Source organism: Kribbella koreensis (assembly GCF_039525325.1).
Taxonomy (GTDB): Bacteria; Actinomycetota; Actinomycetes; order Propionibacteriales; family Kribbellaceae; genus Kribbella; species Kribbella koreensis.
On record NZ_BAAAHK010000007.1, the window covers coordinates 664,195 to 685,027 of the forward strand.

Genomic DNA, 20,833 nt, shown 5'->3' on the forward strand with positions numbered 1-20,833 from the left:
AGCGAGAATAAGGCGGTTGCAGCCGAACAATCTGACTTGTAAGTTAGCGCAGCCTAACCTAACCAACGCGAGGATGACGAGTGAACGCCAAGGTCGACCGGGACCCCTGGGGTGTACCGCACTTGAGAGCCGGCGAGCCGCTCGCACTCGCCTATCTCCAGGGCCGCAACGCCGCCACCGACCGGGCCTGGCAGCTCGAGCTCGAACACCGCCGCGCACTCGGCACCAGCGCCGCATTCCTCGGCCCCGAAGCGCTCAGCTGGGACACCTTCGCCCGCCAGGCTCGCCTCGCCGACACCGCCCAGCGCTGCTGGGAGAACCTCGACGACGACACTCGCGAGTGGGTCTCGGCCTACGTCGACGGCGTCAACCACAGCCTGCCCGGCGCCGCCCTGCGCGCACCCGAGTTCGCCCAGACCGGCCTCACCCCGCAGCAGTGGCAACCGTGGGCGCCGCTCGCGATCTGGATGGCGATCCACATCCTGTTCGCCGGCTTCCCCACCAAGCTCTGGCGCGAGCACGTCGCCGGCCACCTCGGCGACGACTACCTCGACCTCTTCAACGCCGAAGGCCCGGACACCGCCGGCAGCAACGGCTGGCTGATCCCCGGCCACCGGACGGCAGCCGGTACGCCGATCATCGCCGGCGACCCCCATCGCTACATCGAGAGCCCCGGCGTCTACCAGCAGATCCGGCTCGCCTGCCCCGAGTACGACGTCATCGGCCTCGCGGTCCCCGGCATCCCCGGCCTTGCCCACTTCGGCCACACCGGCAGCGTCGCCTGGGCGATCACCAACGCAATGTCCGACTACCAGGACCTGTACTCCGAACAGCTCCGCCGCACCACGGCCGGCAGCACCGCCGTGGAGGCGCTCGGCCCCGACGGCTGGCAGCCCGCCACCCGGCACACCGAGCAGGTCGAGATCGCCGGCGCTGACCCCGTCGAGATCGAGCTGATCGAAACAGCCCGCGGCCCGGTCATCATCGGCGGCCCGGACCAGTCGCAGGCGATCAGCTTGCGCTACCCACCACGAGTCACTCACCGAATCGGCTTCGAGGTCCTTCCCAAGCTGCTCAAGGCAACCACCGTCGCCGACGTCGACGCGGCCGTCGACCGCTGGGTCGAGCCGGTCAACGTCCTGATGGCAGCCGACACCGCAGGCGGCCTGCTGCACCGCACGGCAGGCCTTGTCCCGATTCGGCACGACGACAATCGCCTGCGCGTAGTACCGGCCTGGAAAGCGGAGCATCAGTGGCAGGGCTGGCACGAGTCGATGCCCCGGGCAACGGTTGACGACGCCGTGGCGATGGCCAACACCCGCCACCTCGCCGAGCCGCTCGGCGTCGACTACGCCGCTCCGCACCGCTACGACAGAATCACCGACCTACTCCACGAGCGGGCCGACTGGACCGTCGAGACGATGCCGCTCATCCACCGGGACACCCTCCTGGGCTCAGCCGATTCGCTGCTCGATCTCCTCAAGGACCACCAAGACTTGTCGCCCGAGGCAACCACTCTGCGCGAGCGCCTCCTCGCCTGGGACCAGCGGATGGACGCCGCCAGCACCGAAGCCTCCAGCTACGCCGCCCTCCGCAAGGCACTGGTACGCCGCCTCGCCGAGCACCCGACCCTCGCCGTCCTCGATCAGGACGTGGACGTCCCCGAGGTGTTCGTCCCCTATCTCGACACGACCGCCCACACCTACTTCGCGCTGGAAAGCCTGATCGCGGCCAAACTTCCCGACGTCAACGTCAACTGGCTGGCCCGCGAAGCCCTGGAAGAGGTCGCCCACCAAAAGCCGCGCGGCCCGTGGGGGGAGACCCATCAGTTGGCTCCCTTGCACGCACTGCGGGGACCGGTCTTCGCCAAGGGAGAAGAGCACTACGAATTCGCACTGTCCGGCGACCACCACTGCGTGATGTCCACCTCGAGCCTGCCCGGCCTGACCGACGTCTGCATCCGCGCCTCCGCGGCCCGCTACGCCTGGGACGTCGCCGACCGCGACAACAGCGCGTGGATCGTCCCGCTCGGCGCTTCCGGCGTACTCGGCGACGCGCACCACCACGACCAGCTCCCACTGTGGCTCCGCGGCGACCTCGCGCCCGTCAACGGCGCCCTGACAGCCGAGGACCAAACCTTCGAGCACCAGGTCGACGGCTTCGGCCTGGTACGGATCCGCCCGGTGGTGCCCACGGAAGACCTGGACCTCATCCACGCATGGGTCACCGCCGACCGCGCCTCCTTCTGGGGCATGACCGGCCAGACGCCCGAGGAAGTCCTTGCCACGTACGAGTTCCTCGACTCCGTCCCCACCCATCACGCCTACGTCGCCGAACTCGCCGGCACCCCGGTCGCCCTCTTCCACACCTACGACCCGCAAGCCGATCCAGTCGGAACGGCATACCAGGTCGAACCCGGCGACCTCGGCCTGCACTTCCTCATCGCCCCCGGCGAGAGCCGCCCCGACTTCACCGGCAACCTCTTCATTGCCCTAGGCACCTTCATCTTCCAGCACCACGGCCACCCCCGCGTCGTCGCCGACCCCGACGCCGCCAACACCCCGGCCATCACCCGGATGACCCGCACCGGCTTCACCCTCGGCCCCATCACCACCTACACCCAACACGACGGCACCCCCAAAACCACCCAACTGGCCTTCCTCACCCGCACAGCTTTCCTGGGCGGCTGAGCCCGGCTCAAGCGGCCAGGTCACACAACCGCAGTCAGTGCGCCGGCCTCGCATGTCATCGAAATGTCATCGCCGCCCCGGATCGTAGGCGTCATGAACGGTCACCCAGCGCAAACGCCGCCCCAGACCGTCGCGCACGCCACCTTTGGGGGTCCATTCTCATGACTGTCACCTTGCTGAACCGCCCGACAGGCTTCCGCCAGGTCCCGGCCCAGGACGGGGTCGCCACCCTCCTGGCCGCCGCCCAGGACTCGGTACTCGCGATGAGCAACCTGTCTCCCACCGGACCGGCCTTCGGTCCACGGGACGTCCGCCCGGGCATCCGTTACCGCGTGATCTATCCCGACACCGCCCGTACCGCGCCGACGCGGTGCCGGCACCTCGGTGCGATGTCCCTGGCGGGCGTGGCCGTCCGTACCGTGCCGATGGTGCCGATGAACGCGCTGGTCATCGACAACTCGATCGCGGTCCTCCCGGCCGACACGACCAACGGCAGCGTCGCAGTACTGCGACTGAGCAGCGTGGTGACGACCGCTGCCGAGCTGTTCGAGCGGGTCTGGCCTGACGCCGTACCGCTGGCCGACTGCGACGCCCCGGTCGGCACCGGCTTGTCCGGACGCGAGAAGGAGATGCTGCGGCTACTGGCGCTCGGCGCCACCGACGAGCTCGCCGCCGCCCAACTCGGCATCTCGGTCCGGACGGTACGCCGGATGGTCGCGCAACTCATGAACCGCCTCGGCGCCCGCAGCCGCTTCCAGGCCGGCGTAAAAGCAGCCGACCGCGGCTGGCTCCTGGACCAGGCAAGCTGACTCAGCCATCGGCCGCAGCCCGAAGAATGTCAGCGGCCGCGGTCTGGACGGCTGGGTCTTCGTGGTCGAAGGTGGCGAGCTCCTGCAGCTGATGGCGGAACCACTCACGGGCTTCAGGGCTGGAGTTGAGCCAGCTGGTGATGAGGGTCAGGAAGGCTGCGTCGCGGTTGAAGCGGGAGCTGCCGGCCTTGATGACGGCTGTGCCGGTGCCTGCGAAGGCGAGGCTCAGGGCGTGGACTGGGGTTTCGGCTTTGTCCGTGTTGCCCTCCAGGGCGAGGAAGCCGACGACTCGGGTCTCGATCATCGCCCAGTGGAGGAGGCGAACGGCAACGCGTGCGACGCCGTGGATCGGGCCGGTCTCGGCCGGCTCGGCGGCGTACGGGTGGTTCGGGGTCAGCTCGGGGAGGTTGAGCTGGTAGCCGAGGGCGGTGGTGTGGGTCAGTGCCCAGGCGCGGCGGTCCGGGCCGAAGTCGGCCATCCAGAGGAGGCCGGCTTCGGCGAGGTGTTCGCGGCGGCGTTTGGTCCGCGCCAGAGCGGCGCCGAAGAACGGCACGGTGTTGTTGTCCCAGACGTCCGCGATCCGGTTGACGAGGTGTCCGTCGAAGGTCTCAGGGTTCGCGGAGGTGGCAGCGATCTCAGCTAGTGAGCGATCGAGGATGAGACCCCACGTCACCAGCGCCGAGACCATGCCGAAGGCTAACCCCGCCCAGGGGTCGCTGGGTCAGACCTGGACTTTGTCTTCTTTGGCGTGGTGGTCCCGAGTGGGCTGGCGGCGGTCCGCCGGTGGATGATCTACGGTGCGTGGTGCTGGGCAGACTGGGCCGCGGGGGATGGGGCCGCCGCCTAGCCTCCTGCTCTTCCACTGCTTCTCTTCGTAGTCGTAGTAGGTGTCAACGCCTCCGACAGTCATAGGTGTCCTCCCGGTCGTCCCCCCGGTCACGGCTCCTGCTGGCCTCTTCTACAGTCCGTCACCACAGAGCCGAATACAAGCGATTCTCGAACTACCCACGAAATTCGGACAAAGTCTCAGGTTTGTCCAGACTTTCCAACGAGCAAAGGCGTTACGGGCGTATTTCGTCAACACTTTCTTGACGGAGAAATCTTTCAGCCTGCGAAGATGGCAACGCTCTCACCCGAGATTTGAACACCGTCCGTGACGATGGCAGCCGTTCCGAAAGACATCACCTCGTACGCCGGTAAGCCCTCCACCGGCACCACCGCCTCCTCGGCCGACAGGTTCACCACCACCCGCACGGCCCCGCGCCGAACCACCAGCCACGAATCCCCCGACGAGATCCCCACCGACGCCAGCCGATCGTCTCGCAGGTCCTCGCTGGAAGCCCGGAACGCCAGCAACTCCCGGTACCACCCCAGCAGCTCAGAATGCGGCGACTGATCGGCCTCGCTCCACGAGAGCACCGAGCGACGCCAGGTCTCCGGATCCTGCGGGTCCGGGATCTCCTCCGCGTCCCACCCGAACGCCGCGAACTCCTGCCGCCGCCCGACCCGCACGGCGTCGGCGAGCGCCGGTTCGGTGTGATCGGTGAAGTAGAGGAAAGGCGTCGACGCGCCCCACTCCTCACCCATGAAAAGCATCGGCGTGTACGGCGAAGTGATCACCAAGGCAGCCCCGATCGCCAACTGCCCCGGCGTCAGCGCCGGCCGATCGCCCAGCGCCCGGTTGCCGACCTGGTCGTGGTTCGACGAGTAGGCGAGGAACTCCCCTCCCCGATGCTTGGAGGGATCCACCGGCCGCCCCCAGTCCTTGCCCCGAAAGGTCGAGTACGACCCGTCGTGGAAGAACACCTGGGTCAGCGTCTTGGCAAAAGCCCCCGGCTCGGCGAAGTCCTCGTAGTAGCCGGTCTTCTCCCCGGTCAGCAGCACATGCAACGCGTGGTGGAAGTCGTCACTCCATTGCGCCGTCATCCCCATCCCACCGTCGCTCACCGGCTCGACCGTGCGCGGATCGTTGAGATCCGACTCGGCCACCAGCCCCAACGGCCGCCCCAACTCAACCGACAAGGCAGCAGTCTCCAACGACAACTGCTGCAGCAGATGCTGAGGACTGTCATCGACGAACGCATGCACCGCATCCAGCCGCAACGCGTCGAGATGGAACTCCCGGTACCACCGCAGCGCGTTGTCGCAGATCCACCGGCGTACCTCGGAACTACCGACATCATCGAGATTCACCGCCGGCCCCCACGGCGTCGTGTGCTTGGACGTGAAATAAGGCCCGAAGGACCCGAGGTAGTTCCCACTCGGCCCAAGATGGTTGTAGACAACGTCCAGGCACACAGCCAGCCCGGCCGCATGACACCGATCCACAAACCGCTGCAACTCACCGGGCCCGCCGTACGGCTCATGCACCGCATACAGGTCGACGCCGTCGTACCCCCAGCCATGCCGCCCAGGGAACGCAGCGACCGGCATCAGCGAGACGACCTCAACCCCCAACGCCACAAGGTGATCCAGCCGCCCAGCAGCCGCCTCCAGCGTCCCCTCCGGCGTGAACGTCCCCAGGTGCAGCTCATAGAACACAGCACCCCGCACGTCCCGCCCGCCCCAACCAGCGTCGCTCCACTCGAACAGCGACGAGTCGAAGACCTGGCTGGGCCCATGCACGCCAGACGGCTGCCAAGCACTCCGCGGATCAGGCATCGGCTCACCACCGTCGACCGAGAACGCATAAGGCGTCCCATGCCCGGCAGAGGCTACCGACAGCTCCCACCACCCTCCGTCAGCCCGCCGCATCTCCAAAGAGTCTTCAAGAACCAAAGAAACAGTAGAAGCAGAAGGCGCCCAGACAGTGAAGGTGTGCAAGCCATCAGCTCCTGACAAGTAGTGCCACCGGTAGTTCCTCCAGCAGCTCGTGAATGCGAGCCGATCCACTACCCACTGCGCGGCCGGTCAACACGTCCTGCCAGTTCCCGTCCGGTAGTACGACCGTGCTGTCTCCCCAGCCGCCCAGCCGATGCAGGGCCACCGGCAGCCGGGTAGCGATCGTCACCACTGACTCACCCCGGCAGTAGGCGACCGCGTGCCCGCTGGAGGTGGGAAGCGGTTTGTAGCTACCGGCGAACGCCTCGGGGTGCTGGCGGCGTAGTCGCAGGGCCTTCGTTGTGACCAGGAGTTTCTCTTGCGACAGGTCGTGAGGACGCGCACCGGCGTCAAGGCGCGCAAGACGCTCTACGCGCGCCGAGTAGTCCACCGGCCGCCGGTTGTCCGGGTCGACCAGCGAGAGGTCAACCAGCTCCGTGCCCTGGTACACGTCAGGCACGCCCGGCATGGTCAGCTGCACCAGCTTCTGCCCGAGCGTCGCCGCCCGCACATACTCCGACTGCCCGGCAGCGAAGTGCCCAACAGCTTTCAGCACACTGGAGTCTCCCAGCACCCCCGTGATGAAGGCCGCAACCGAGGACTCGTACTCCGCGTCCGACGACGTCCAGCTCGTATGCCGCTTCGCCTCCCGCACAGCCTTCAACACGTAAGCCTGCAAGCGTTCCTCGGCGATCGGACCGTCATCCCAGGTCCCGAACAACGTCTGCCAGACCAGGTACTCCGTACTCCCGTCCAGCCCCGAATCGCGATACGGCTCCGACAACGTCCGCCACGAGCGCACCGCCTCCGTCCAGGCCGCCGGCTGCTCGGACAGCACCCCCAACCGCGCCCGGACGTCCTCGGACCGCTTGGTGTCGTGTGTGGACAGCGTCGTCATCGTCCGTGGCCAGCGATCGTTCAGCCGGGCCGCGAAAGCATGGAACTCCTCGGGCGACACCCCGAAGTGCGACGGATCCCCGCCGACCTCGTTCAGCGACGTCAGCCGGAACCACCGGTAGAACGCGGTGTCCTCGATCCCCTTGGCCATCACCGGCCCACAAGTCTGCTGGAACCGCACGATCAGCTCATAGCGAGCATGCTCATCGATACGACTCGCAGTGCCGGCCTCACGCCCCAGCAGCAGGTCCCGCACCAGCTCCAGAGTCTCCTGCTGGTCCTCATCCAGGTTGCGCCGAGCCAACTCGGTCGCATGCTCCATGGCGTGGACAGCAGTCTGATCAGGCTGCTCACCCGGTACTACGTAAGCCCGGTACCGATCGAAGTTGACCAGCAGCTCGACAACCACCGCATGGAACGCGCGACGAGTGTGGTCGCGCAGCCGCACGTCGTCCTGGCAGATGCGCGCCAGTAGCTCCACGAGCCGGTGCACCTCGGCGTACTGGCCGTGCTTCACCACCTCGCGCTTCGCCTGCTCCACTACCTGAGCGAAGTCGGCAGGCTCGCCGGTGAGCTCCGAGTGGAAGGCCGAGAGCGGTGCTGCTCCAGCAGGGTCGACGAAGAGCCCACCGACCCGCAGTAGTGCGTCGTAGCCGGTAGTGCCCGCGCATGGCCAGTCCCCCGGCAGCTCTTCCGACCCCTCGAGGATCTTCTCGACTACTACCCAGGCGCCGCCCGTACGCTCGGCCAGCCGGCGCAAGTAGCCACGCGGGTCGGCCAGGCCGTCCGGGTGGTCGATACGGAAGCCGGTGAGCTTGCCCTCGTGCAGTAGCGAGAACAGCAGCTCGTGGGTGGCCTCGAAGACCTCCTGGTTCTCCACCCGGATGGCAGCCAGGGTGTCCACGTCGAAGAAGCGCCGGTAGTTCAGCTCCTCGTCGGCGACCTTCCAGTGCGCCAGCCGGTACCACTGCTCGGTCACCAGCTCGGCGATCGGCAGGTTCTCGGTGCCAGGGCGCAGGGGGTACTCGTGGTCGTAGTACCGGAGGACATCGCCGTCCACGGACAGCTCACCGTCGGCGAGCACCTTGCCGATCCGCTGCCCGAGCACTGCCATCAGGAGCGGCTGGTTGCCCGACCCCCAGTCGACGTCGAACCACTCGGCGTAAGGCGAGCCCGGCCCATCCCGTAGTACCGACCACAGCGCAGCGTTGAGCCGAGCAGGAGTCGGCACAGCCACATGATTCGGTACTACGTCCGCGATCGCCCCCATGCGATGGTCGGCCAGCCGATCGGCGAGCCGGTCGAAGGCAGGCCGCCCACCGGCCGGCTCGGACAACCTGCTGTGGTCCACGACGTCGTACCCGTGGGCGGAGCCGGGCGCTGCCTGCAGGATCGGGGACAGGTAGATGTGCGAGATCCCGAGGCCGTGCAGGTACGGGACGACCTCGGCCGCGGCGTCGAAGCCGAAGTCCGCACGGATCTGCACTCGATAGGTAGCCTGCGGGACCGCACTCACTGCGCTGCCTGCCGCGGCCTCGTCAGGACGAGCATGCCGTGGTCCTCGATCCGGACGGTGGTCCCGGCAGCGTGCTCCAGCTCCTGCGCACGCCCCGTCGGTCTGACGGTGTCCACGACCACCGACCAGGCCTCGCCGTACTCCTTGGCAGGCAGCAGGAAGTCCTCGGCCTCGTAGTTGCTGTTCAGCAGGATCAGGAACGAGTCGTCGACCACCGGTTCGCCGCGGGGGTCCGGCTCCGAGATCGCGTCGCCGTTGAGGAACACCGCCACCGCACGGGCGTCGTCGCGGCTCCAGTCGGCGTCCTGCATCTCCTGGCCCTCGGGGGTGAACCAGACCAGGTCGCCCAGCCCGTCGACCCCTTGGTCGCCGTGGAAGAACCGGCGGCGCCGGAACACCGGGTGCTCGTTGCGCAACCGGACCAGCTGACCAGTGAACTCCAGCAGGTCCTGCTGCTCCTCGTCAAGGTCCCAGTTCACCCAGGCGAGCTCGTTGTCCTGGCAGTAGACGTTGTTGTTGCCCGACTGGGTCCGGCCCTGCTCGTCGCCGTGCGCCAGCATCGGCACACCCTGCGAGATCAGCAGCGTGGCCAGGAAGTTGCGCTGCTGCTTGGCCCGCAACTGCCGGATCGCCGGGTCGTCTGTCTCACCCTCGACACCGCAGTTCCAGGACCGGTTGTGGCTCTCGCCGTCGTTGCCGCCCTCGCCGTTGGCCTCGTTGTGCTTCTCGTTGTACGAGACCAGGTCGCGCAGCGTGAAGCCGTCGTGCGCGGTGATGAAGTTGATGCTCGCCAGCGGCCGGCGGCTGTCGTCGCGGTACAGGTCGGACGAGCCGGTCAGCCGGGACCCGAACTCGGCCAGGGTGTACTTCTCACCACGCCAGAAGTCCCGCACGGTGTCGCGGTACTTCCCGTTCCACTCGGTCCACAGCGGCGGGAAGTTGCCCACCTGGTAGCCGCCGTCGCCGACGTCCCACGGCTCGGCGATCAGCTTGACCTGGCTGACCACCGGGTCCTGCTGGACCAGGTCGAAGAAGGCCGACAGCCGGTCCACTTCGTGGAACTGACGGGCCAGCGTCGACGCGAGGTCGAACCGGAAGCCGTCCACGTGCATCTCGGTGACCCAGTAGCGCAGCGAGTCCATGATGAGTTGCAGCACGTGCGGGTGCCGCATCAGCAGGCTGTTCCCGGTACCGGTGGTGTCGTAGTAGTGCGACTTGTCCGAGTCCACCAACCGGTAGTACGCGGCGTTGTCGATGCCCTTGAAGGACAGCGTCGGGCCGAACTCGTTGCCTTCGGCGGTGTGGTTGTAGACGACGTCGAGGATCACCTCGATGTCGGCCTCGTGCAGCGCCTGCACCATCGTCTTGAACTCGGTCACCTGCTGGCCGCGGCCGCCGAGCGACGAGTACGCGTTGTGCGGGGCGAAGAAGCCGATCGTGTTGTAGCCCCAGTAGTTCGACAGGTTCCGCTCCTGCAGATGCCCGTCCTGGGCGAACTGGTGCACCGGCATCAGCTCGATCGCGGTCACCCCGAGCTCCTTGAGGTGCTCGATGATCGCCGGGTGGCCGATCGCGGCGTACGTGCCGCGGATCTCCTCCGGCAGCCCCGGGTGGGTCTTGGTCAGGCCCTTGACGTGCGCCTCGTAGATCACCGTCTCGTGGTAGGCGTGCCCCGGCGGCCGGTCGTTGCCCCAGTCGAAGAACGGGTTGGTGACCACCGACAGCATGGTGTGACCGCGGTTGTCCATCGTGTTCAGCTCGTCGGGCTTGGCGAACCGGTAGCTGAACAGCGACTCGTCGGTGTCCACCTGCCCGTCGATGGCCTTCGCGTACGGGTCCAGCAGCAGCTTCGACGGGTTGCACCGGTGCCCGTTGCTCGGCTCGTACGGTCCGTGCACGCGGTACCCGTACCGCTGGCCGGGCTGCACCGCGGGCAGGTAGGCGTGCCAGACGAACCCGTCCACCTCGGTGAGCTGGACCAGCTGCTCCGACCCGTCGTCGCCGATCAGTGCCAGGTCAACTTGCTGAGCAACCTCCGAGAACAGCGCGAAATTCGTACCGGAACCGTCGTAGGTGGCTCCGAGGGGATAAGGACGACCAGGCCATTTCTGCACCCGATGACGGTACCCACCTCTACCCCCAACTGCGGAACCGTGGTGCCAATCCACCCCGTGAATTCATCCGGCCCGGCCGGAAAGCGCCCGTCCCAGCCCGAACGAGGCGGCCGGCAACCTCTTCTCGTCGACCACGACGGGTGACTCGGCGAAGGGGTGCCAGCCCGGGAAGAACTCCCCTGTCGGCCACTGCACCCCCGGCACAGCGGCCCCGAAGAGGGCCTGTACGTCCGGCAGCGCCGACGCGACGAAGACCACAGTCCCGACCGGCGCACCCGACCGTAACGCGCTCGGGGTCGGCAGCGTCTCCTCCACACCGATCGCTCCGTAGACGGCTCCCGTACCGACAGTGAGCTCCCGCAGCACGCCGGTCGCCCACTGCGCGAGCCGACGGGCCGCCTTCCGGTCGCTCGCCTTCCAGCTCGAGTCCGGAAGGCCGAGCCGGTCAGCGGCCAGCGAGACCGCCACCGGGTGCATCTCCTTCTCGGTACCGAGGAGGTGCTCCACGATGACGGCGCCCCAGCCCTTGACCCGGTAACCCGCCTTCAGCGGCCGCAGGACCGGATCCCGGCCGTGCACGACCGCGTCGAACGCGTCCGCACCGAGCTGAGCGGTCGACCGGTCGTCCAGATCCTGCAGCATCGCGTACTGCCGGCCGCGAGGCGCGGACTCGACCACCCCGGCCGGCGCGCAGCCCGCCGCCACCACGACGTCGCAGGCGCGCCCGAAGACCGATTCCTCGTCTTCGGGCGACCAGACTGCGATCGTCAGGTGCGGTGGGTCCGGATAGAGCGCGTCCTTGCTCACTTGCCCAATAGTCGCAGCATCGCGGACACCTGCTTGTTGTTGGGTACGAAGGCCGTCACCAGGTCACCGGTGGTTCGGTCGAACTGGGCGACGAACCATTTGCCGTCGATCCGGGCCAGGTGCGCCTGGGTGGCGGTCGAGCCGCTCGACCACGGGAACACCTTGCCGCTCTGCGACGCCCGCTGGATCAGCGCGCTCCACTCGCCCATCTTGCTCGATCCGACCTCCCGGCCGAACCACTGCTCCGCATGCCGCCCGAACGAGTGCTGCAGGCCTCGGGGGGTGATCTTCGGGATCACGCACGCGTTGTGCACCAGCAGCTCGTCGGGGCCCACGTGGTACGTGTGGATGCCCTCGACACTGAGGTTGTAGGCCGCCGCCTGCCGCGCGCCACCGGTCTTCAGCCCGCCGATCGTGAAGCGCCGGCCGTCGGCCGACTGGACCTGGTCGCCCCGGTCCAGCTCCGCGGCCGGCTCGAACCGCCGATCGGTGGCGTTCCAGAACGGGTGGTTCGCGGTCGTGGTGACCACGTCACCGGCCACTTCGAGATCGATCACCCGGTCGGAGTGCTCGAAGACCTGGGCGACCTTGTGCGGCCCCTGCTCACCGGTTTCCGGATCCGTCGCCAGCACCTCGTCGCCGACCTCGACCTGCGAGATGGGCTTCTTGGAACCGTCCGCCATCAGTACCAGCGTCTCGCCGGTGAAGCTGCAGGCCTTGGCCGCCGTCTCGGCCGCCTCGTCGAGGTATCGGGCGAAGGGCCGGGCCGAGCGCAGTCCCACGCTGAGGAACTTGCCGACCCCGAACATCAGCACGCCGTCGACGCAGCCCTTGGCCAGCCCGCGCAGGTAGTCACCCGCGGTGTGCTTGCGACCCAGCAGTGCGCCCGCGACGGTGTTGATGAGCGCGCCACCCGCACACGCCGCGACGATCTGCGGTACCGCGCCACTGGGGTCCGTTGCGTCCACAGGGTCGCCGTCAACGTACGAATAGAGGTTGGGCCCCGCGCCTTCGAACCCGGCGGGGTCCTCGGACAGGAAGCGGCCGGTGCCTGGCTCGTACCACCTGGCCCGGTTGAACTGCAGTCCTGCGGGCGTACCCGGCCCGGACTCGCGTCCTGTGTAGCGAACGGGGTTGGCGTCGCCCGCGAGGCTGGAACGCGCCTTGCCGTACAGGTCGTACGTGTACTCCGCCGCAACGGTCGAAGTGCCCGGCACCGTCCTTGCCACCACGGAGCCCTGTCGATCCGTGAGCAGTGCAGAGGCACTGCCTGTCCCGTCCAGCCCGTCGACCCGGGCGGCCGCCGAGTCGGTGGAGAGCCCGGAGAGGTACGTCGCGTCGGCAGTGCCGGGACCGTCCTCGACCAGCACGTTGTCGCCGTCGTACCGGAGGTTCCAGGTCTCGCCGCCGACTGTGGCGCCGATGCGACGGCCCAGTGGGTCGTAGCGCATCTGCGAGGCCCCCACCGCACCCGTGGTCGCCGTCATCTCACCGCGGGCGTTCCACGTGTACGTCGAGGTGCCGTCGTCGGTCAGATTGCCTTCCGGGTCATAGGCGCGGGTGACGCCGTCCAGCGACGTCAGCCGGTTGGCCGGATCGAACACTGCGGACGCGACCGGCGACGGCAGGTCGGCACGCGCCCACGAGCCGCCAGTACGGTCCAACCGCCCGGCAGCGTCGTAGTGGTACGTCAGGTCACCCAGTACCTGCGTACCGGACGCGAACGTCAACCCGGTCAGGCCGCCCGCGAGGTCGTACGACGACGTGCGCACAACCCCACCCGGCAGCGACTGCGTCTTGAGCCGCCCGGTCGAGTCGTACCCGTACGACGCCACGACCGCCCCACGGGTGACCTTGGTCAGCCGGTCCGACTTGTCGTACTCATAAGCCGTGTCGGGCAACCCTGGCACCTTGAGCGTCTTCAACCGGCCCGTGTCGTCCCACTCGCGCGTGATCGTGCCCTGCGGAGTCGTCTCGGTCGCGACCCGGTCCTTGCCGTCGTAGGTGTAGGCAACCGACCCCGCACCCGCGGTGGAGTCGGTGACCGACTCGAGCCGGCCCTTGTCGTCGTACGCCGAGATCAGAGTCGACTGGTACTGATATGCGCCCGGCGAGCCCGTCCGGCCGTACCCGGTGAACACCTCCCGTTGCAGCGCGTCGTACCGGTACTCGGTGGTGAGCCCGCGCCGGTCGGTGATGGTCTCCGGCCGGCCGAGCGCGTTGTAGGTGTACGTCGTCTTCTTGCCGACCTGGTCGGTCAGTTCGTGCACCCGGTCCATCAGGTCGTACGCCCAGGTGGTCGTCCCGCCCCGGGCGTCCTTCAGCGACTCCAGGTTGCCGTTCTTGTCGTACTTGTACGTGGTGACCGACCCCAGCGGGTCCTTGGTCGACAGCACCTGGTTGGCGGCGTCGTACTGCACGGTCGAGACGCTGCCGTCAGGCCCGACCGTCTCCTGCACCCGCCCGGCAGGATCGACCCCGTACGTCGTCTTGCGGCCGAGCGGATCGGTCACCTCCGACGTCATGCCGTCCAGGTACTCGTACGTCGTCGAGCCGGCGCCGTCCGGGGTCTGCTTGGTCATCAGCCCCTCGTCGTTCCACTCGTAGGTGGTCTTGCGGCCCTCCCCGTCGGTCGTCGTCTCGACGTTGCCCAAGGCATCGAACGTGTAGCGGGTGGTGTTGCCCAGCGCGTCGGTGGTCGAGTCCATCGCGCCCTCGGGCCCGTTGTAGGTCGCGGTCTCCTGCTGCTGCTCGGTCCCCAGCGTCACCGTGGTCGAGGTGGCCTGCTGGTTCGCGTTGTAGGTGCTGACCATCGAGCGGCCGTCGGTGTCGGTCGTCTTGGTCGGCAGGTGGCTCGCCGGGTCGCGCTCCAGGCTGTAGCCCTGCTCGTTCGCAGTACCGGAGGCGCTGGTGTCCTTGACCAGGTAGCCGGCCGCGTCGTACTCGACCACCCGCTTGGCGCCGGCCGGGTCGGTGACGGTGGTCTTCACCACCTTCTTGCCGGTGCTGTCCAGCACGTAGTCGAACTTGTACAGCCCACCATCGGCCAACTGCTGCTGGATCACCCGGTTGTTCGTGTCGTACGTGTTCGTCAGGAACACCTGGTTCTTCGCGTCCGTGATCGTGGTCAGCCGCTTGGCGGTGTCCCACCCGTAGGTCGTGACGCCGCCGTTCACGTCCGTCACGGTCTTCAGCAGACCGGTGTCGTACGTGTACGAGACAGTGCGCCCGGCGTTGTCGTGGATCGCGAGAACCTGCCCGGCCGTGTCGTAGTCGTAGGTGAGCCAGAAGCCCTCCGAGGAGGTGATCGAGACGATCGCGCCGATCTGGCTGCCGTAGACGTTCTTCGCGATCCGCCGGATCGTCACGGTGTGGCCGAAGCGGTCCCGGATCCCTTGCAGCGGGGCCTCGTCGCCGTAGATCAGCACGGTGCCGTCGCGCAGCCGCAGATCCCAGCCACGACCGTTCCACGCCATCGTGGCCCCGGCGAACTGCCCGATGGTCCCGCGCGCCTCGAAGGCAGCGTCGGTGAAGCTGGTCCCCGGCGAGGTCCGGGCGAAGTGCACCTGGCTGCCGTCGATCAGGTTCAGATCGGCTTCCTGCCATTGCTTCTTGGAGGTCAGGAAGGTGTCGTACGTCCCGATGGTGCCTATCCCGAACGGCCGGGCCCGGCCGTCGCCGGAGCTGTAGGCACGCTCTGCCTCGATCGGGACGAAGCCACCCAGCGTCAGGTCGGTCTGCGTGTAGGTGAATCGTCCGGTGCCCAGATCGACCGGGTCCCCGGCGGAGCCGAGCGCCTCGAGGATGCCCTTGGTCAGGCCCTCCAGCCAGCCCGAGACGTTGATCATCGCGCCGTCGAAGTTCTCGATCGCGGTGTCGTGGTCGGGCAGGACCTGGGTCCCGTCGGCCGTGACCGTCCCGATCCCGTAGACCTCCCAGCCCTCGGCGTACTTCTCGTGGCTCCAGAAGTTGAGCCGGGTACCGGGCTTCTGGTCGAGGTAGTTCGGGTAGTAGATCTTCGCCTCGCCGCCGTGCAGTTCACCGCCGGCGGGCTGGACCGTGAAGTACACCGGCACCTGGACGCCCTTGGGCATCGGGATCGGCGTCCGGTCGACCGGGATCGGGGTGATCCCGACCTTCGTCACCTTCTTGCCGTCGGCGTCGGTGATCGTCACCCCGGCCGGGATGTGCACCTCCAGGCCCTTCACCTTGGAGGTTTTCAGCACTACCGCTTCCGTTGTCGGGCCCGCGATGCTGATCTCGTTCGCGGTGTCGAGAATCGGCAGGTACGGCTGGTAGAACAGCTTGTTCGCACCCTTGCGCAGGTTGACCTGGACATCGAAGTACCCGTACTTCGTCCGCCGGGTCGACGCCGTCCTGCCATCCATCACGAACAGGAACGTGCCCTGCGGAAGACGCGTCAGGACGAACGAACCGTCCGCCTTCGTCCTCACCGCGCGATCGGCGACCCGAACCGTCACGTCGGCCAGCGGCTTGCCGTCGGTGCGCAGGATCCGCCCGGTCAGCGACGCGTCCCGCTTCCGCGGATAGACCGGCGGCGGTGGCGGCTCCTCCTCGTTCGTCTTGACAGCGCGAGCGGGAGCTGCCGCCGGCTCGGCGCGCGGGAAGTCCCGCCGGTCCTCGAGGTTCGCGGCAGCCGCCGTCGGATTGTTGGCGACCGCGATCGTCGCAGTACCGGTGCTGAGCTCCGCCGGATCGACGAACAGCGTGTACGTGCCCGCGGACGGCAACGTGTAGGTCAGGTAGCCGGCAGCCGTCAGGCAGGTCGAGGTGAGGTTGGTGCCCGCCGAGTTGCGCAGCCGCAGGTAGCCGCCACACGCCGGATAGCTCGACGAGCTCACGGTGGCCTTGATCTTCTGGCTGGCCGTGCCGGTGAACGTGATCGTGGCGGACTGCCCGACCACGGTCGTCACGCTCACACCGGCGCCGCCGACAGTCGTGGTCTTCGCGACGTCAGCCGGTACCGAGTACAAGCGGACAGTGGTCCGGCTGGTCACCATGTAGTCCGGGTCGACGAACAGTTGCCACGTCCCCGCCTGGGCGAGGGCGATCGTGTCGACCAGCATCCCGCCGCTGGACTCGTAGCAGCTGGTGGTCTTCTCCGTGGTGCCGTCCGGCCGCAGCAGCTTGAAGGACACGTCGTACTGCTTGGCGGCCCAGTCCACGAGGCTGCAGCCGATCAGCACGCGCTGCCCGGCCGTCGCGGTGAAGGAGACTGTGGCGTTCTGGCCGACCACGGTGTCGAAGGTGACCGCCGCGCCACCGATCGTCGCCGTCGGGGCTGCGTCTGCCGGTACGGCGTACAGGCCGATCGTCGCGCCCGCGTTCGCGTTGAGCTTCGGATCCATCCGCACTGTCCAGTTGCCGCCGGCCGCGGCAGTGACAGTGTCGAAGAGTTCACCCTTGAAGGAGGTGTAGCAACTTCCGCTGTCGGCCTTGGTGCCGTCCGGGCGCAGCAACTCGAAGGAGATGTCGTACTGCTGGTCCGGAACGCTCAGCGTGCAGCCGACGTAGATCCGCTGGCCAGCCGTGACGGGAAAGACGACAGTGCCGTTCTGACCCGGTAGGAGGTTGACCACCGCGCTGGAGCCGAGCGTCGAGTTGACCACCGGGTCCGCCGCGACCGAGACCGCCCGCAGGGTGGAGGTGAGCAGGAGTGCCCGGTTCGGGTCGGCCAGGACGGTCCAGGTGCCTGCCGTCAGCGCCCGGGTGTCGAAGAGGATGCCCTTGTCCGACGAGGCGCAGTTGCCGGTCTCGACCTTCGTCCCGGCCGGGTTCAGCAGCTGGTAGCTGACGTCGTACTCGTGCCCGGTGATCGCGACGCAGGTGATCATCACCCGCTGGCCGGCCGTGGCCGGGAAGGTCATCCGGGCCAGCTGCCCTGGCTTACTGTTGCTGACGGCAACGGCCGCGGCGTCGACCGTGGTGGCGACGACGGCATCCGCCGGGATCGTGTTGACCGCGACGTCGATCGTGCCCGTCTGCGCGCCGGCCGGCTCGACCAGCAACAGGTACTCACCTGTCTGCGGCAGCACGTAGCGGTCGGCGAGGTAGTCCATGAAGTAGGTCCAGGTCTGGTCCCGGAACAGGAACGAGCCGTCCGGACCGCGCAGGGTGACCTTGCCTGTCGCTGTCGACGTCAGCTGGGTGGCGAGGTCGACATGGACCAGCTGGCCCTGCGTACCGGTGAAGGCGACCGAGCCGGTCTGCCCTGGCTTGGTGATGGTCAGTCGCGCGGCTGCTCCGTCGAGCGTGGTGGTCGCCGAGATCGGGGTCGGGACCAGGTTGACCTGGGCGGTGTAGGTCCCGAGCTCGAAGTTGTAAGGATCCACGTCGACGGTGTAGACGCCGTCCTCGGGCAGCAGGACCGAGGTGAGGAAGCCGCTCGTACTGCCGTAGTACGAGTTGGTGGTCACCAGCTTCTGGCCGTGCGGACCCCAGAGCACTGCCCCGGAGGCCAGGTTGCTGGGCGCGGTCAACGTGGTGAAGACGAGCTGGCCCTTGGCGCCGGTGAAGGTGAAGGTCGCGTGGGCGGGGGCGACGGTCGTGGTCAGGCTCGCGGCCGGACCGTCGATCGTCAGCGGCGCGGTGAGATCGGCACTCTGCCGGGCCACCACGGTGAAGGTGCCGGTTTCGGGGTTCCGCGGGTCCAGCTCGACGAGGTAGGTGCCGTTGACGGCCGGTCGCGGCAGTTCCAGGTAGTCCTTGCCGCAGATCGTCTCCTCGGCGTACGCCGCAGTGCGGTCCGGCGCCCAGATGTGCGCTTCGTAGCAACCGCTGATCGTCTCGTCGACCTGGAACCCGAGTCGCTGCCCGGCAGTGCCGTCGATGCTGAACAAGGCCAGCTGGTTGGACGTTGCCATCGTGATGGTCGCGGAGGCGTCGGGAGTGAGGTGCACCGAGGCTGCGACGTCCACGGCCAGGAACGGTGACGGCGGTACGGTCACCTGACCGGCCGAGGTGACAGTGCCGGCCCGGGTCCGGATCATCAGCTTGCCGGCCACGCCGAAGCCGGGCGCCCGGACGGTGAGGGTCGTCGCGGTCGCCGAGAGCACCTGCAGCTTGGTGCCGTTGACCGACACGGTGTTGGCGGTGGTCGCCGGGGCGAAGTTGCTGCCGGTGACGGTCAATGTCGCGCCACGGTCGACGATCGTAGGGCTGACACTCGTGACCTGCGGCGCGGCCAGCAGGGTGACCGAGCCGGCGGTGACCGTCGTACCGGAGACGTTCACCAATGCCTGGCCGGTGGTTGCTCCCGCGGGCACGGTGACGACCAGGTGGTTGCGTCGCAACGAGGTGATCGGCGCGGTGGCGCCGCCGATGGTCACCGACACCTGCTCGGGGTCGAGTCCGAAGCCGGTGCCGTAGATCTCGTAGGAGTCGCCGACGACGGCGGTCGCCGGGCCGGCCTGGGCAACGGTCAGCTGGTTGGCGGGCAGTGCCTGGGTGGCGGTGATGTTGCCGACTGCGTCGTACTGGTACGCCACACCCGCGCCGTCGGAGGTGAAGACGGCCTTGACCCGGCCGGCGGCGTCATGGGCGTAGAGGACCTCGCCACCCATCGGCACGACGGGCTTGGAGGACGCAGAGGCAGTGCTGGTGCCGGCGGCGTTGATTGCCTGTACTGCGAACGTGTAAGGCGTGCCATTGGTCAGGCCGGTGATAGTCGCGGTACCTGTCGCACCGACGGTGGTCTTGAGGTTGCCCGGGTTCGCCGTCACCGTATAGCCGGTGATTGCGGCGCCGCCGTCCTTCGGGACGGTCCACCCGACAGTCGCCCGGCCGTCCGCAGCCGCGGCGGTGATGCCGGTCGGGGCCAGTGGAGCCGTGGGCTTCTTGTAGTAGCCGCGCAGGCGCAGGATCAGCTTGGTCGCTCCGCTGGCGTAGAAAGTGGTCTGCCCGGCCGACGAGATCTTGAGGGTGTCGTGGGCAGCCGTGTTGGTGGCGTTGGCGTAGTACACCGACGCGTCAGTGGGCCGCGTCGTACCGGCCGCGTAGCCGGTCAGGAAGCCGGCGGCGGTCGGGGCGGACGCTACGACGTTGGCGTCGACGGCTGCGACGGTCGCTGCGGCCGGTACGCCGTTGGCGCCGGCGAGAGTGGCGGTCGTAGTGCCGGCTGCTGCCAGGGCGACGTTGTTGACGACGGTCGCCGGGGCGACTGAGACGTACGAGGCGGCTGCTGCGGTGGCGGTCGGCTTGGAGTAGTACCCGCGGAGTCGGACGGTCAGCTTGGTGGCACCGCTGGCCGAGAAGGTCACCTGCCCGGCAGCGGACAGTCTGACCGTCTCGTAGTTGGTCTGGGCCTGCGTGACCGGGTAGTTCACGGCAGCGTCGGCCGGTGCGGCCTCGCCTGTCGGATAGGCCTTGAGGACGCCTGCCGCCGTCGGTGCGGCCGAGGTGACCTCGATGGCGACGGCTGCGACGTCGGCGGCGGCGGGGATGCCGTTGGCGCCGGCGAAGGTGTAGTTGGTCGTTCCGTTGGCGGCCAGCGCGACGTTGTTGATCACCGTGGTCGCCGGAAGCGGGACGAAGGTGGAGCCGGCCGTCACTGCCGAGGACGAGGTGAAGTAGCCACGGAGCCTGACCCAGACCTTCGACGCGGCGCTGGAGTAGACGCTGATCTGGCCCGACGCGGACACCGGTACGACGTCGTAGCTGGCCGTGTTGCGACCGGTGACGAAGTTGTTGGTGCTGTCGGTGGGACGCGTAGTACCGGCCGCGTACGCCTGGACGTAGCCCGCGGCGGTGGTCCCGATCGCAGTGACCTGGACTGCCACGGCGCTGACCTGCGCGGCGGCCGGGATGCCGTTGGCACCGGCGACCGTGACGGTCGAGACGCCGGCCGCGGCCACGGCGACACCGTTGATCACCGACGCCGGCGCGACCGGCACGAACTGACCGGCGGCCGGCTGCAGCTCAGGAGCCGCCGCGGCCTGGGTCGTGCTCGCCGGAACCTCGGCCGCGGCCGGCCTGGCCGTGGCCTCCGGGACCACCAGGGACGAGGTGAGAAGCGAGGCGGAAACGAGCATGACGATGCATCGACGCAGCACAGACAACCCCCAGCAGAGACCCGTACGCGAACAAGAAACCCCCGGCGGCCGATCGACGGCCGCCGGGAATTCTATGCAGGCGATTCGCTGCTGGGACAGCTCTGCCCAC

8 protein-coding genes are annotated in these 20,833 nt (G+C 68.1%); 2 read left to right on the forward strand and 6 right to left on the reverse strand.

Features of this window, described 5'->3' with window-relative positions; genetic code table 11:
* Nucleotides 1–80 precede the first annotated feature (80 nt).
* On the forward strand, nt 81–2,690 hold the full coding sequence (locus ABD116_RS17250; RefSeq protein ID WP_343970496.1) for a GNAT family N-acetyltransferase: 2,610 nt from the start codon (nt 81–83) through the stop codon (nt 2,688–2,690).
* Nucleotides 2,691–2,851: 161 nt separating this feature from the next.
* Nucleotides 2,852–3,499 (forward strand): helix-turn-helix transcriptional regulator, encoded by a 648-nt coding sequence (locus tag ABD116_RS17255; protein ID WP_343970499.1) that lies wholly within the window; start codon nt 2,852–2,854, stop codon nt 3,497–3,499.
* Between the two features lies 1 nt (nt 3,500).
* Here ABD116_RS17255 and ABD116_RS17260 read toward each other — a convergent pair whose 3' ends face one another.
* From ABD116_RS17260 to ABD116_RS17285, 6 genes are all read right to left on the reverse strand, one after another.
* On the reverse strand, nt 3,501–4,187 hold the full coding sequence (locus ABD116_RS17260; RefSeq protein WP_343970502.1) for a hypothetical protein: 687 nt from the start codon (nt 4,185–4,187) through the stop codon (nt 3,501–3,503).
* Between the two features lie 416 nt (nt 4,188–4,603).
* Complete coding sequence (treZ, locus tag ABD116_RS17265) at nt 4,604–6,340, reverse strand: malto-oligosyltrehalose trehalohydrolase (protein WP_343970506.1); 1,737 nt, start codon at nt 6,338–6,340, stop codon at nt 4,604–4,606.
* The gene (gene treY, locus ABD116_RS17270) at nt 6,327–8,732 is read right to left on the reverse strand and encodes a malto-oligosyltrehalose synthase (protein WP_343970509.1); all 2,406 of its coding nucleotides are present in this window, start codon (nt 8,730–8,732) and stop codon (nt 6,327–6,329) included. The genes treZ and treY overlap by 14 nt, the downstream gene beginning before the upstream one ends.
* Nucleotides 8,729–10,846, reverse strand: a complete 2,118-nt coding sequence (glgX, locus tag ABD116_RS17275) for a glycogen debranching protein GlgX (protein ID WP_343970512.1) — start codon at nt 10,844–10,846, stop codon at nt 8,729–8,731. The genes treY and glgX overlap by 4 nt, the downstream gene beginning before the upstream one ends.
* 63 nt (nt 10,847–10,909) lie before the next feature.
* Entirely contained in the window at nt 10,910–11,653 is a 744-nt protein-coding gene (locus ABD116_RS17280) for a hypothetical protein (RefSeq protein ID WP_343970516.1), read from the reverse strand.
* The gene (locus ABD116_RS17285; protein ID WP_343970519.1) at nt 11,650–20,703 is read right to left on the reverse strand and encodes an RHS repeat-associated core domain-containing protein; all 9,054 of its coding nucleotides are present in this window, start codon (nt 20,701–20,703) and stop codon (nt 11,650–11,652) included. Before ABD116_RS17285 ends, ABD116_RS17280 begins: the two co-directional genes overlap by 4 nt.
* Nucleotides 20,704–20,833: the final 130 nt, after the last annotated feature.